Raw genomic sequence first — 13468 nt, forward strand, 5'->3', positions numbered from 1 at the left:
GGTTCGATTTCATTCCCCATCTTGTTGCCGTAATCCACAAGGCCCAGCTATGCAGGGCATGCGCTATGCTGCGCTGACAACAAAAAGGGGAGTCGCTGCGTGTTTGCAGGAATTGCTTACGGGGTGATGGCGGGAGCGCTGTGGGGCGTGATTTTCCTGGTGCCCCGCGTGCTGGACAATTTCAGCGCTGCCGAACTGATGGTGGGGCGCTATGTCGCCTACGGCCTGGTATCGCTGGCATTTCTGTTGCCCACATTACGCGCCGTGCTGCAGCGGCTCGAGCGTCGTGACTGGCTCACGCTGTTATGGTTGAGCGTCGCCGGCAATCTGGTGTACTACTTGTTGCTGGCAATCGCTGTGCAACGGGTTGGCGTGGCGGCCACCTCGCTGGTGATCGGCATGTTGCCAGTGCTGGTGACGCTGGCAGGCGGCGCGGATCATAACGCGGTCAGCCTGCGCAAATTGATCTGGCCCTTGGCGGCGATTGTGCTTGGGGTGTTGTGTAACGGGGCTGACGTGCTCACGGCCACTTTGCCCGCTGGCTATGCTCAAAGCATTGGCGCCAAGTTGGTCGGGTTGCTGGCAGCAACAGGTGCCTTGCTGGCCTGGAGCGCCTACGCCGTGGGCAATGCCCGCTATCTGATGCGGCGCACTGATCTTTCCAGTCACGACTGGTCATTGCTGATGGGCGTTACTACCGGCGTGCTGGCACTGCTGGTGTCAGTGGGCGTTATGGCGCCACTGCTGTCTGCCAATACTGCGCCGCGCGCCTGGGGCTGGTTTACCGTAGCGATGTTTGCCATTGCCATTGGGCCTTCCATGATCGGCACTGGCCTGTGGAATGCCGCCACCCGCCGTTTGCCGCTGACCTTGGGCGGGCAAATGATCATCTTCGAAACGGTGTTTGCGCTGCTTTACGGTTTTCTCTACGAGGCCCGCATGCCCCGTCCGCTGGAGCTGGCGGCGATTTTCTTGTTGCTGGGTGGCGTGGCCGGATCATCGTGGGTGCATGCAGTGCGACATCCACCAGAGCATCCCGGCTGAGCCACGACCATATCTGCAACAGGCGACCGGTCATCTCTATTGCGTGCTTGTGCTGGAAATCCCCAACTACGCAGAACAATATACTGCGGTATTTTTGCAACTTAGAAATAACAAATTGTACCTTGCATAAGGCGTGGTTTATTGTTCTTTCTGACTAATGCCTGCGCAGATGAGTACCTGCGTACCGAACTGGCAGAGCTCGATCAGGCACGCAACGAGGACTGCATGGCAAAGCTGGATCAGATCGACCTGGAAATCCTGGAAACCCTGCAACGTGAAGGGCGCATGACCAATGTGGCGCTGGCCCGGCAAGTGGGGCTGAGCACGACGCCATGTCTGGAAAGGGTACGGTCGCTGGAAGAGTCTGGCGTGATCAAAGGCTATGCCGCTCAGTTATCTACTGAAAAGCTGGGTCTGGGCTTGATGGTGTTTATTGAAGTTTCGATGGAAAAAACATCAGAAACTGCATTTGAAGAATTCCGTAAAGCAGTACTGGAGATTCCGGAAATTCTGGAGTGTTTCATGATTGCCGGCGGGTTTGATTACCTGCTGAAGATACGCGTGCCGGATATGGCGTCTTATCGCTCATTTCTGGGTAAAGCATTAAGTGGCATTCCGGGTATTCGGGTTACCCACAGCTATACGGTGATGGAAGAGGTTAAAGAATCAACCTCGGTTTCACTGAGCCATCTCGCTCAAAAATCAGAATAAAAAAGAGTACTGGATTCACGACACTGCAACTGACCACGCCTGGCGCGTGCGGATCGTGCTGGCTGCTGCATTGGTGGCCACAAGCAGGCAATGCTCAAGCTGGCGTGGTGGTTAAGAGTTTTGGTGCCTTGCTGCAGGGCTAGGCATTGAGTGGCAGTACTTTCATTTGCAATAAACGAATTGAAATATGTAGCGACTTTGTACCGAATGCGTTCATAACTGCGGTAATGCTGCTTTGATAATGCATAGCGAATACGCGGTGTCCGAAAACAATGACGGGCACAGACCCGTATATCACCGTTTGCTGGTATTTGATTTATATCGACTGTATCAATGCAGACATAATTTCGTATGTAATTGTGCTGCATGAATCACTAAATCTTTCACTGTATGTTTCATTTATGGAGATGAGGATCATGAAAGCGGCATTGAAGAAAAGCATTATCGTGGCAGGCTTGGGGCTGGCCACGCTGCTGGCCGTACCAGCTTGGGCCGATTATTCGGTCGGTATTGCCGGTCCAATGACGGGTGAGTACGCCTCCGCCGGTGCGCAAATCCGCAACGGCGCAGAAATGGCCGTGGCCGATATCAACGCCAAGGGCGGCGTGCTGGGCCAGAAGATCAAACTGGAAGTCGGCGATGACGCTTGTGATCCAAAACAAGCCGTGTCGGTGGCCAATGCCATGGTCAACAAGCACATCGTATTTATGCATGGTCACTGGTGTTCCAGTTCGACCATTCCGGCATCAGATATCTACAACGATGCGCAAATTCCAATGGCTACCGTGTCCACCAACCCGAAGGTCACTGAGCGCGGCTTGAAGAATATCTTCCGCATCATGGGGCGCGACGATCAGCAAGGCGGCGTGGGCGGTGGGTTCCTGGCTGAGCATTTCGGCAGCAAGAAAATCGCCGTGATCGATGACAAGAGTGCCTACGGCAAGGGTCTGGCTGATGAAATGGCCAAGGGCTTGCAAAGCAAAGGCGTGAAACCGGTGCTGCGTGAATCCATCACCGCCGGTGAAAAAGATTATTCCGGCATCGTCACCAAGCTCAAGGCTGCGGGTGTCGAGGTCGTGGCTTACGGTGGTTATCACACCGAAGTAGCGCTGATCCTGCGCCAGGCTCAGCAAGCTGGTCTGAAGCTGACCATTCTGGGCGGCGATACCATGAGTAACAACGAACTGGTGACTGCTGCCGGTGGTGACAACGCCAACAACGTGCTGTTCACCTTCGCCCCGGATTCGCGTCTGGAGCCGGGCGCTGCTGACGTGGTCAAGCGCTTCCGCGACAAGAAGATCGAACCCGATGGCTATGTGCTGTACGCCTACGCGGCCATGCAGTTGTTCCAGCAAGCGGCTGAAAAAGCCAAGAGCGTGAAGTACGCCGATCTGCAAAAAGCATTGGCAAACGGTTCCTTCAACACCGTGGTGGGCACCTTGTCGTTTGATGCCAAAGGTGATCTGAAAGTCCCGGCGTTCCGGGTGTATCAGTGGAAGGGCAACAAGTACGAATACTTCAAGTAAGAGAGCCGCTAACAAAACCCTGCAGGCTGCGTTGCGCTTACTTGCCGTACTAATCGTACTGTTTGCGTTTCGCGCGCCTTGTGCCTACCTGGTGCATCGCTTCGCTGGGTTTTGTCAGGGCTCCAACAGGTACCTGTGCAGCGTGGCGGGCCAGTTACACCGCCTGCCATGCTGCAACCTGCCTACCCACACTGGAGCAACCCTTGTCATGGGGCAGTTCATTCAGCAATTGATCAACGGCCTCACCCTGGGTGCGGTCTACGGTTTGATCGCACTCGGTTATACGATGGTGTACGGCATCATCGGCATGATCAACTTCGCCCACGGCGACATTTATATGGTCAGCGCCATTATCTCGGTGACTGCGCTGACGCTGATGAGCGCGATGGGCATCACCGCAGTGCCACTGGCGCTGGCGCTGGTCCTCATCATTGCCATCGCATTTACCTCGGTTTACGGTTGGGCGGTGGAGCGCACTGCTTACCGGCCACTGCGCAACGCCTCGCGCCTGGCGCCGCTGATTTCCGCGATCGGGATGTCCATTTTTCTGCAGAACATGGTGCAGATCACCCAGGGCGCCCGCGTCAAACCCATTCCTACCATGATGCCTGGCGGCATTGAACTGTTCAGCCACAATGGTTTCTCGGTGCATCTGGCGTGGACACAAATCATGATCTGCGTGGTGACAGTAGTGTTGATGGTGGCATTTACCGGCCTGATCACCCGCACCTCCTTCGGCCGCCAACAACGTGCCTGCGAGCAAGATCGCACCATGGCTTCACTGCTGGGGATTGATGTCGACCGGACCATCTCATACACCTTCATGCTGGGCGCCGCGCTGGCGGCAGTCGCCGGTGTGATGGTCACCGTGTATTACGGCGTGGTGGATTTTTCGATTGGCTTTGTCGCAGGCATCAAAGCGTTTACCGCAGCGGTACTGGGCGGCGTGGGTTCATTACCAGGCGCCATGCTCGGCGGTTTGCTGATCGGGCTGATCGAATCGTTCTGGAGCGCGTATCTATCGCCGGAATACAAAGACGTCGCCACCTTCGCCATTCTGATCATGGTGCTGATGTTCCGCCCCAGTGGTTTGCTGGGCCGGCCAGAAGTGGAGAAAGTCTGATGAACGCGCTTGTTGAACAAGACCTGGGCGGCATCATGGCGGCCCGTTTGAAAGACGCATTGCGCATCGGCCTGGTCGCGCTATTGCTGGGTATTCCCATGCTCGGGCTCGCCACGCAGGATCAGGGCAGTGGACTTACCGTATTAACCCGCTGGCCGCTGCTGGCCGAGTTTGTCGGCGCGGTGTTTGTCGGGCGGCTGGTATTGCAATGGCTGGTGGATCATTTTCATCTGCGCAAACTGCAACGCGAACGCGTCGCCGCCAAAACCGCCGTGGTGGTACAACGACCGTGGCTGGCATGGCTGGGGCGAGTGATGCTGGCGTTTGCGCTGGTGCTGCCGATTGCGTTTTCCGGTAATCGCTACGTGGTGGATACCGCAACCACGGTGCTTATCTACGTGATGCTGGGTTGGGGTTTGAACGTGGTGGTGGGTCTGGCTGGCTTGCTGGATCTGGGCTACGTGGCGTTCTACGCGGTGGGCGCGTACAGCTACGGCTTGCTGTCGACGCTGTTTGGCTGGGGCTTCTGGCAGACTTTGCCGGTGGCGGGCGGCATGGCTGCGTTGTTTGGTGTTCTGCTGGGCTGGCCTACCTTGCGTTTGCGCGGCGATTATCTGGCGATTGTGACGCTGGGCTTTGGTGAAATCATTCGTATCATTCTGGTGAACTGGACTGACTTTTCCGGTGGCCCTAATGGGATCAACTCCATTCCGCGCCCCAGCTTTTTTGGCCTGGAATTCAAACCGCCTGGCGATACGCCGACGTTTGCCTCGTTTTTCCACCTGGACTACTCGGCCGATCAGCGTGTCATTTATCTGTATTACCTGATTCTGGTGCTGGCGTTGCTGACCAATCTGTTTGTCTCACGCTTGCGCCGTTTGCCGGTGGGCATGGCGTGGGAAGCGGTGCGTGAAGATGAACTGGCCTGCAAAGCGCTCGGCATCAACGTCACCGGCATCAAACTCTCTGCCTACGCCATTGGCGCCATGCTGGGCGGTTTCGCCGGAGTGTTCTTCGCCGCGCGCCAGGGGTTTATCTCGCCAGAAAGCTTTGTGTTTTCCGAGTCGGCCACCATTCTTGCCATCGTGGTACTCGGTGGGCGTGGTAGCCAGTTGGGCGTGGTGTTTGCCGCGCTGTTGCTGGTGGTGTTGCCGGAACTGGGCCGGGATTTCTCGGAATACCGCATGCTGTTGTTCGGCGCCGCCATGGTGCTGATCATGGTGTGGCGTCCGGGCGGCATTATCGCTCGGCGTGAACCAACGCTGCGACTGGCCGGGCTGGCTGCAGAGCAGGGGGCCGCGCCATGAGTGCTGCCAACAACCCAACCTTGCTGGAAGTGAAGAACCTGACCATGCGTTTTGGCGGGCTGACCGCGCTGGATGATCTGTCGCTGGATGTCCCAGCGGGCAAAGTCACCTCCATCATCGGCCCCAATGGCGCGGGTAAAACCACCTTCTTCAATTGCCTGACCGGTTTCTACAAACCGACGGTGGGCGATGTGTTGATGCATCACCCCAAACATGGCGATATGGCGCTCAACAAGCTGCCGTCGCATCTGGTGGCGCGTAAGGCCGGGGTGGTGCGGACATTCCAGAACATCCGCTTGTTCCCGAGCATGACGGTGCTGGAAAACCTGATGGTGGCGCAATACAACGCACTGCAGCGGGCGTCACGGTTTTCGATTGCCGGTTTGCTGGGGCTGGCCAGTTATCGGCACGCCCAGGACGAAGCGCTGGAAAAAGCCCGCACCTGGCTGGAACGGCTGGGTTTGCTGGATCGCGCCAATGTGGCCGCGGGCAATTTGTCTTACGGCACGCAACGGCGCATCGAAATCGCCCGCGCTTTGTGTGTCGATCCGCTGCTGTTGTGCCTGGATGAACCAGCGGCGGGGCTGAACCCGCGCGAATCCGCCGAGCTTAACGAGTTGCTGCTGTATCTCTCGCGTGAACACGACAAAGGCATTTTGCTGATCGAGCACGATATGAGCGTGGTGATGCGGGTATCGGACCAGATTTGCGTGCTTAACTTTGGCCACAAGATTGCCCAGGGCACGCCGCTGGAAATCCAGCATGATCCAAACGTGATCAAAGCGTATCTGGGCGAAGAAGACACGGCGGAGGTGGTGTTATGAGCATGCTGCAATTTACCGGCGTACATGCCCATTACGGCGCCATTCACGCTTTGCGCGGTGTTGATCTGCATGTGGAAAAAGGCGAGATCGTTACCTTGATTGGTGCCAACGGCGCGGGTAAATCCACCTTGATGATGACGCTGTTTGGTCAGCCGCGTGCCTCGCAAGGGACGGTGACTTACCAGGGCGAAGACATTACCCGTTTGTCCACGCACCAGATTTCGCGCAAAGGCATTGCGCTGGTGCCGGAAGGGCGACGGATTTTCCAGCGCATGACCGTGCTGGAAAATCTGCAAATGGGCAGCACCTTTGCCGATGCCGCGCACTTTGCCGAAGACCTGGCGCGCATGTTTGTGATGTTCCCGATTCTGGAGCAACGTCAGGCACAACGGGCTGGCACGCTTTCTGGCGGCGAACAACAAATGCTGGCCATCGCCCGCGCCTTGATGGGTCGCCCGCAACTGCTGTTGCTGGATGAGCCTTCACTGGGCCTGGCGCCGCTGTACATCAAACAAGTGTTCCGCATTATTCGCGAACTGAACGACACCTACGGCATGACCATCTTGTTGGTCGAGCAAAATGCTCACCATGCCTTGCGGGTTGCGCATCGTGGATACGTGCTGCAGCATGGCGGCATTGTGCTGGCGGGCACCGGCAAAGAATTGCTGGAAAGCCCGGAAGTACGTGCGGCGTATCTGGAAAGCGGCGCCCACGCAGTTTAAAGTCTGGCCTTCGCGGCACGTTCGTTTTTTGCGGGCGTGCCGCGTCTGCATCGTAGCCCCCGTTCACCCCCACATCACCGGTCTATTCATGACGTTCAATCGCTATACCTTGTTTTTGATTGTTTCGATGGCGCTGGTCGGCAGCAATGTGGGGATCGGCAAATCAATTGTCATGGTGGTGCCGGTGACGTTGTTTGCGCTATTGCGCTTTGTGGTGGGTGTCGGCGTATTGCTGCCGCGCTATCGGCTCAGCCGCATGCGGCTGGTGACACGTCAGCAGTGGTTGGGACTGTTTCTGCAGGCACTGTTCGGTACCTTCCTGTTTACGTTGCTGATGCTCAACGGCGTGCAACGCACCACGGCGCTGGCGGCGGGCGTTATAACCAGCACTATCCCGGCGGTGGTGCTGATTTTGTCGTGGCTGTTCCTGCGCGAACATCTGGGCCGCCGCGCCATTGTGGCCGTGGGGCTGGCGGTGCTGGGTATGGTGATCATCAACGTCACCCGTTCTGGTAGCGATGGTGACGGCGGTTCACTGGTCGGTAATTTGCTGGTGGCTGGCGCCGTGGTCTGTGAATCCATCTACGTGATTCTGTCGCGCCGCCTCACCCAGTCGCTCCCCGCCATTGATATCTGCGCGTATACACATTTGATTGGCCTGATGCTGATGCTGCCGCTGGGTTTGACCTCGCTGCTGCATTTCGACCTGACCAGCGTGGACTTGCATACCTGGCTGCTGGTGTTCTGGTACGGACTGGCGGCTAGCGTATTGAGTTTCTGGTTGTGGATGAAGGGTATCCGCCATATTCCGGCGCAAAAGGCCGGGGTGTTTACTGCTGCGTTGCCAGTGGCAGCAGTGGTTTATGCGATTGTGTTTTTGCATGAGCAACCGGCCCTGGCCCACGCTGCCGCACTGGTTTGTGTGCTAGCGGCGATTTTCCTGGTGAGCTGGCAAGAGCCGGAATCACCGGTGGAAAAAGCTGCGCCTTTATCCTGATGCGCGATTGCTCGCCCGGGGTCAGCAATGCACAAACACCAAAGCAGCCTTCGTGTGCTGAGTTCTGTCTGAAAAATATGTTCCAAGCTTGCAAAGCCGCTATCGCCAGCGAAACCCGTCGGGCGCGGCTATCCGTGCCTACGCATTCTGAATTTACCGCTGTATCGTCATTGCATCAGTAGATGTACGTATGTCCCTGTTTGAAACGTGCGTTCGCCGGACGGTGTTAACATGCGAATTCTTCTCGCCCCTGTTTAACTCGTCATGACACGGATTGGTGTGTCAGAAGTGGAATAAGCCGTTGAAATACGTCAAGAAATTCAGAGTTCTCTTCGTTTGTACCGGCAATATTTGCCGCAGCCCGACTGCGGACGGTGTCATGCGCCAGCTGGTGCGCAAGGCCGGGTTGCAAGAACGGGTGGATATCGATTCTGCTGGTACCGACGACTACCACGTCAGTGAAGCCCCGGATCGCCGCGCACAGCAGCATGCCCGCAAGCGCGGCTACGATTTGTCTTTTCTGCGTGCCCGCCAGGTCAACCGCCAGGATTTCAGCCAGTTCGATTTGGTGCTGGCGATGGATCACGGCCATCTGAAAAAGCTCGAACGCCAATGCCCGCCCGAATTGCGTGACAGACTCAAGATGTTTCTGGACTTTGCGCCGGGTCATGAGGGCGCTGACGTGCCCGATCCGTATTACGGTGGCGGCGAAGGCTTTGAAAATGTGCTCGATCTGGTCGAGGCGGGTTGCGATGGCTTGGTCAAACATATTGAAACGGCATTGGCCCAGCCAGAGTAAACGGTCACTTCGCGATACGTTTTAGCTCAATTCTGATTGTGGATCGCAGCTTGATGGTCAACCATGAATGGAACGGCGCAGTTGGCGCCGTTTGATTTTTGGCTGGAGCATCGCATGCACAAACCCGCACGGCTATCAGGGCTGGTGCTATTGGCTGGACTGATGGCAGGTTGTGCCAGTACCCCGGTCGAAAAGCCGGTGAATGGCGACAGTTTTCACAGCAATGAACTGGCCCAAAGCGGGCCCAATCGTGCGGCCAATCTGGCCATGCGCGACAACCTCGATAGCCTGGCGCTGCTGCTGCAAAAACTCTACAAACGCAATCCGGCTGAATGGAAGAAAACCGGCGCGCCGGATCTGCAAACGGCGCAAGGTAATGTCATTGACGCTATCCGCAATGGCACGCCGCTACCCGGGTTGCCAGTCAATGTGCGATCAGTGGCCGCGTTGCCGCTGGCGTTTGATCCCGCTTTTACCGGCGATCGTGCCGGCACGCTGATTTATGGCCTGGGTACGATGCTGGTCGAAGTCTATGGCGGGCATTTGCAGCTGTATTTGATCAATGGGCTGGATGCGCAACAACTGGCGAACGCCGCCCACAATATTGAAGTGGCCGCCTGGATGCTGGCCAATCGCAAGGATGCGCAGGGCAGGGTGCTGTTGTTATCCAACGAGATTGGCCCGGACGTGCGCAACTTGTCTTTTGAGCGCGAGTTTGGCCGCATGCTCAGTCGGCTGGAGTTGCTGGCGGAGATGAACAACGAAAAATATCGCCGCAGCGCCATTGATTACGCCCAGAGCATGATTGCCGGGCCGTTCCTGCAATTCATCCCGGTCAGTGCCGTTACTGCGGCAATCCCCAGGTAGTTCGGTGACCTTGTAAGGTTGAACCGATCAACGCCGGGGAGTACACTGCGCACCTTTTGGCCTTCAGGGAAGTTCGTCCCGCAGATCGCCGCAAACTGGAAGTCGCTCACAAAACAATGCTTTGCCAGCGTCACAACGTGACCCATGGCGCCAAAGGCAGGTTTTGTCAGCGACTTTGTCTTTGTGGCTGCACTTTGTTGTCAGTGCCTCTCCCGGTTGTGGATGAGGCTTGGCGCATGGGCTGATCTGCCGCCAACTGTCCTGTATGTATACACACTGATGATCGACGCATTCCTCGTGTCCACCGGCGTAGTGGCCGTAGCAGAAATGGGCGACAAGACACAGCTGCTTGCGCTGATTCTGGCTGCGCGCTTTCGCAAGCCGCTGCCGATTGTGGCCGGCATCTTCGTCGCGACCATCATCAATCACTTTGCTGCAGGCTGGATCGGCGTGTGGCTGTCTGGCTTCATTGCGCCCGAAATTTTGCGCTGGGTGGTGGGTATAGGCTTTCTGGCCATTGCCGCCTGGGCGCTTATTCCCGATCAGTTTGATGAAAAAGACAATGGCATCAAACCTTATGGCGCGTTCATCGCGACCGCATTAACCTTTTTTCTTGCTGAAATGGGCGACAAAACCCAGATCGCTACCGTGGCGCTGGCAGTGAATTACCAGCCGTTATGGCAGGTGGTCGCTGGCACCACGCTGGGCATGATGATTGCAGATGTGCCAGCCGTGTTTGTAGGGCAATGGATTTCAGCGCGCATGCATGTGTTGCGCTACGTGCGTTTTGTGGCGTCGGCAATCTTTGCCGTACTGGGAGTTTGCGCGCTGGCTGGGGTGGGTTTGTAAACACCTCATGACGGTTCGACGGTGGTAATGGCAGGCAAAAGTAAAAGTAAGCATCGGGGAAAAAAGTAAAAATGGGTGAGCGCTGGCAAACACATTGCATAACGCTCTATAAACCATTATTCGGCTCGCGTTTTTACGCAATAACTAATCCATAAATTCAAACCGGGGAATAAGAGATGCTAGAGGCGTTCTTCAAACTGAAGGAACACGGCACGGACGTCAGGACCGAAGTGCTGGCGGGCTTCACCACATTCTTGACGATGGCGTACATCATCTTCGTCAACCCATCCATCTTGTCGATGACAGGCATGGATTTCAACGCCGTGTTCGTGGCGACGTGTATTGCTGCGGCAGTAGGTTCGGCGGTGATGGGGCTGGTGGCTAATTACCCGATCGCGCTGGCGCCGGGTATGGGCCTGAATGCCTATTTCACCTTTACCGTAGTCAAGGGCATGGGCGTGCCTTGGCAGACGGCGCTGGGTGCGGTGTTTATCTCCGGCATTATTTTCCTGGCCGTTAGCCTGTTCAAAGTGCGTGAAGCGATCGTTAACGCGATTCCGCATTCGCTCAAACTGGCTATCTCCGCCGGTGTCGGTATTTTCCTGGCGCTGATTGCACTCAAGAGCGCCGGCGTGGTGACCGCTTCTCCGGCCACGCTGGTAACGCTGGGTAACATCCACGCTCCGCAAACGCTGCTGGCGGTTTTTGGTTTCTTCCTGATCATTGCGCTGGAATATCGCCGTATTCCGGGTTCGATCATCATCGGCATTCTCACGGTCACCGTGATCGCCGTGCTGATGGGCCTGTCCAAATTCCAGGGCGTGTTCTCGGCTCCGCCATCGATTGCCCCAACCCTGCTGCAGATGGACTTGAAAGGTGCATTGAACGCTGGCCTCTTGGGCGTAGTGTTCGTGTTCTTCTTTGTTGATCTGTTTGACACCACCGGCACGCTGATTGGTGTTTCGCATCGCGCTGGCCTGCTGGACAAAAACGGCAAGCTGCCGCGCCTGAAGCGCGCACTGATGGCCGATAGCGTGGCGATTGTGGCCGGTGCTGCTCTGGGTACCTCGTCCACCACGGCGTATATTGAATCTGCAGCGGGTACTGCTGTGGGTGGCCGTACTGGTCTGACCGCTGTTGTGGTTGCGATCCTGTTCCTGATTTCGCTGGTGTTCTCGCCGCTGGCTGGCTCCGTGCCTGCTTTTGCGACTGCTCCGGCGCTGTGCTACGTCGCCGTGTTGATGGCGCGTGGTCTGGCTGAAATCGAATGGAACGATCTGACTGAATCCGCACCAGCAGTTATGACCGCACTGGCGATTCCGTTTACGTATTCGATTGCCGATGGTATTGCCATTGGTTTCATCAGCTATGTTGCCATCAAGCTGCTGGCTGGCCGCTTCAAGGATCTCTCGCCCGCCGTGGTGGTGATCGCCTTGCTGTGGCTGGTGAAATTCGCCTTCTTTGGCTGATCTACTTCAAGGTTTACCAGGATGAAAGAACCGCTTTACGCCGACTATATCCAGTCGCATATCCGCACCGTGGCGGACTGGCCGCAGCCGGGAGTGATGTTTCGCGACATCACGCCGCTGTTGCAAGACCCAAAGACCTTCCGCCTGCTGGTCGATACGTTTGTTCATCGCTATATGGATGAAAAACTCGATCTGGTGGCTGGCGTGGACGCACGTGGTTTCATCCTGGGGGCCGTGGTGGCGTACGAACTCAATCTGGGGTTCGTACCCATTCGCAAGAAGGGCAAACTGCCTTACCTGACCGTGGCCGAAGAATACGAGCTGGAATACGGCTCGGCTACCGTTGAAATTCATACCGATGCCTGCAAGCCGGGGGACCGGGTGTTATTGATTGACGATCTGGTTGCCACTGGCGGCACCATGCTGGCGGCGTACAATCTGCTGCACAAGCTGGGTGCCACGGTTGTAGAGGCGGCAGCCATCGTTGATTTGCCTGAACTGGGCGGCTCGAAACTGATCAAGGATCAGGGCCTGCCGCTGTTTACCATTTGTGATTTTGCCGGACATTAAACGGGGTATATACCGTGACGCTTGAACTACCTGCAGCAAATACCATCATCGACAACGCGGACTGCCTGCACACTGAACAGGAGGTACACGCGGCAATTGATCGTATGGCGGCGCAGATCACTGATGCGATGTCCAGCAGCAATCCGATTGTGTACACCATCATGAACGGCGGCCTGATAGTTTCTGGCCACCTGCTGCCCAAACTGAAGTTTCCGCTGGAATGCTCTTACCTGCACGCCAGCCGCTATCGCCACGAAACCAGCGGCGGCCAGATCAACTGGCTGGTACCGCCACGTGACGATATGAAGGGCCGCACCATCCTGATCGTCGATGACATCCTGGATGAAGGCCACACCCTGGCTGCGGTCATCGAAGACTGCATCAAGCGCGGCGCCAAAGAAGTCAAAGTGGCCGTGCTGGTCGACAAACTGCACGACCGCAAGGCGCCTGGCGTATCCGCTGACTTTGTCGGTCTGGAGGTGGAAGATCGCTTCTTGTTTGGCTGCGGCATGGATTACCAGGGCTACTGGCGCAATACCTTGTGCATTTATGCGGTGAAAGGGCTGTAAGGCCTGCTGTTGCCGCTGGATGTCGCTAAAAACCCGGGCTTGCCCGGGTTTTTTGTTGGATAAATGTTTTCTGATCTGGATTTTGCTATCT

The 13468-nt window shown here is 56.6% G+C and carries 14 protein-coding genes; all 14 read left to right on the forward strand.

Features of this window, described 5'->3' with window-relative positions:
- Positions 1–99 precede the first annotated feature (99 nt).
- Positions 100–1044, forward strand: coding sequence for a DMT family transporter (locus P4L78_RS13000; protein ID WP_309328456.1), 945 nt, complete (start codon positions 100–102; stop codon positions 1042–1044).
- Between the two features lie 225 nt (positions 1045–1269).
- Positions 1270–1755, forward strand: a complete 486-nt coding sequence (locus tag P4L78_RS13005) for an Lrp/AsnC ligand binding domain-containing protein (protein ID WP_283149945.1) — start codon at positions 1270–1272, stop codon at positions 1753–1755.
- A gap of 416 nt (positions 1756–2171) precedes the next feature.
- A complete protein-coding gene (locus P4L78_RS13010) occupies positions 2172–3281 on the forward strand; it encodes a branched-chain amino acid ABC transporter substrate-binding protein (RefSeq protein WP_283149944.1) in 1110 nt (369 codons plus the stop codon).
- Between the two features lie 208 nt (positions 3282–3489).
- Positions 3490–4404: an ABC transporter permease subunit gene (locus P4L78_RS13015; RefSeq protein WP_309328457.1), complete on the forward strand. Its 915-nt coding sequence runs from the start codon at positions 3490–3492 to the stop codon at positions 4402–4404.
- On the forward strand, positions 4404–5711 hold the full coding sequence (livM, locus tag P4L78_RS13020) for a high-affinity branched-chain amino acid ABC transporter permease LivM (protein ID WP_309328458.1): 1308 nt from the start codon (positions 4404–4406) through the stop codon (positions 5709–5711). Before P4L78_RS13015 ends, livM begins: the two co-directional genes overlap by 1 nt.
- Positions 5708–6535 (forward strand): ATP-binding cassette domain-containing protein, encoded by an 828-nt coding sequence (locus P4L78_RS13025; protein WP_309328459.1) that lies wholly within the window; start codon positions 5708–5710, stop codon positions 6533–6535. Before livM ends, P4L78_RS13025 begins: the two co-directional genes overlap by 4 nt.
- 2 nt (positions 6536–6537) lie before the next feature.
- The gene (locus P4L78_RS13030; protein ID WP_390901577.1) at positions 6538–7257 is read left to right on the forward strand and encodes an ATP-binding cassette domain-containing protein; all 720 of its coding nucleotides are present in this window, start codon (positions 6538–6540) and stop codon (positions 7255–7257) included.
- Positions 7258–7345: 88 nt separating this feature from the next.
- On the forward strand, positions 7346–8254 hold the full coding sequence (locus P4L78_RS13035) for a DMT family transporter (RefSeq protein ID WP_309328460.1): 909 nt from the start codon (positions 7346–7348) through the stop codon (positions 8252–8254).
- Between the two features lie 277 nt (positions 8255–8531).
- On the forward strand, positions 8532–9053 hold the full coding sequence (locus tag P4L78_RS13040; RefSeq protein WP_283149938.1) for a low molecular weight protein-tyrosine-phosphatase: 522 nt from the start codon (positions 8532–8534) through the stop codon (positions 9051–9053).
- Positions 9054–9167: 114 nt separating this feature from the next.
- Complete coding sequence (locus P4L78_RS13045) at positions 9168–9920, forward strand: hypothetical protein (RefSeq protein WP_309328461.1); 753 nt, start codon at positions 9168–9170, stop codon at positions 9918–9920.
- A 279-nt stretch (positions 9921–10199) separates the two neighbouring features.
- Complete coding sequence (locus P4L78_RS13050) at positions 10200–10769, forward strand: TMEM165/GDT1 family protein (RefSeq protein WP_283149936.1); 570 nt, start codon at positions 10200–10202, stop codon at positions 10767–10769.
- Positions 10770–10945: 176 nt separating this feature from the next.
- Positions 10946–12238, forward strand: coding sequence for an NCS2 family permease (locus P4L78_RS13055; protein WP_283149935.1), 1293 nt, complete (start codon positions 10946–10948; stop codon positions 12236–12238).
- A 21-nt stretch (positions 12239–12259) separates the two neighbouring features.
- A complete protein-coding gene (locus tag P4L78_RS13060) occupies positions 12260–12808 on the forward strand; it encodes an adenine phosphoribosyltransferase (protein WP_283149934.1) in 549 nt (182 codons plus the stop codon).
- A gap of 14 nt (positions 12809–12822) precedes the next feature.
- The gene (locus P4L78_RS13065) at positions 12823–13377 is read left to right on the forward strand and encodes a hypoxanthine-guanine phosphoribosyltransferase (protein ID WP_283149933.1); all 555 of its coding nucleotides are present in this window, start codon (positions 12823–12825) and stop codon (positions 13375–13377) included.
- The last annotated feature ends 91 nt before the right edge of the window (positions 13378–13468 follow it).

Origin of the sequence: Silvimonas sp. (assembly GCF_031291215.1) — a bacterium.
GTDB lineage: Bacteria > Pseudomonadota > Gammaproteobacteria > Burkholderiales > Chitinibacteraceae > Silvimonas > Silvimonas soli.

Coding starts and splice junctions, on each gene's coding strand:
- P4L78_RS13005 (WP_283149945.1), top strand. CDS start 1,270: ATGGCAAAGCTGGATCAGATCGACCTGGAAATCCTGGAAACCCTGCAA.
- P4L78_RS13010 (WP_283149944.1), top strand. CDS start 2,172: ATGAAAGCGGCATTGAAGAAAAGCATTATCGTGGCAGGCTTGGGGCTG.
- P4L78_RS13015 (WP_309328457.1), top strand. CDS start 3,490: ATGGGGCAGTTCATTCAGCAATTGATCAACGGCCTCACCCTGGGTGCG.
- livM (WP_309328458.1), top strand. CDS start 4,404: ATGAACGCGCTTGTTGAACAAGACCTGGGCGGCATCATGGCGGCCCGT.
- P4L78_RS13025 (WP_309328459.1), top strand. CDS start 5,708: ATGAGTGCTGCCAACAACCCAACCTTGCTGGAAGTGAAGAACCTGACC.
- P4L78_RS13030 (WP_390901577.1), top strand. CDS start 6,538: ATGCTGCAATTTACCGGCGTACATGCCCATTACGGCGCCATTCACGCT.
- P4L78_RS13035 (WP_309328460.1), top strand. CDS start 7,346: ATGACGTTCAATCGCTATACCTTGTTTTTGATTGTTTCGATGGCGCTG.
- P4L78_RS13045 (WP_309328461.1), top strand. CDS start 9,168: ATGCACAAACCCGCACGGCTATCAGGGCTGGTGCTATTGGCTGGACTG.
- P4L78_RS13050 (WP_283149936.1), top strand. CDS start 10,200: ATGATCGACGCATTCCTCGTGTCCACCGGCGTAGTGGCCGTAGCAGAA.
- P4L78_RS13055 (WP_283149935.1), top strand. CDS start 10,946: ATGCTAGAGGCGTTCTTCAAACTGAAGGAACACGGCACGGACGTCAGG.
- P4L78_RS13060 (WP_283149934.1), top strand. CDS start 12,260: ATGAAAGAACCGCTTTACGCCGACTATATCCAGTCGCATATCCGCACC.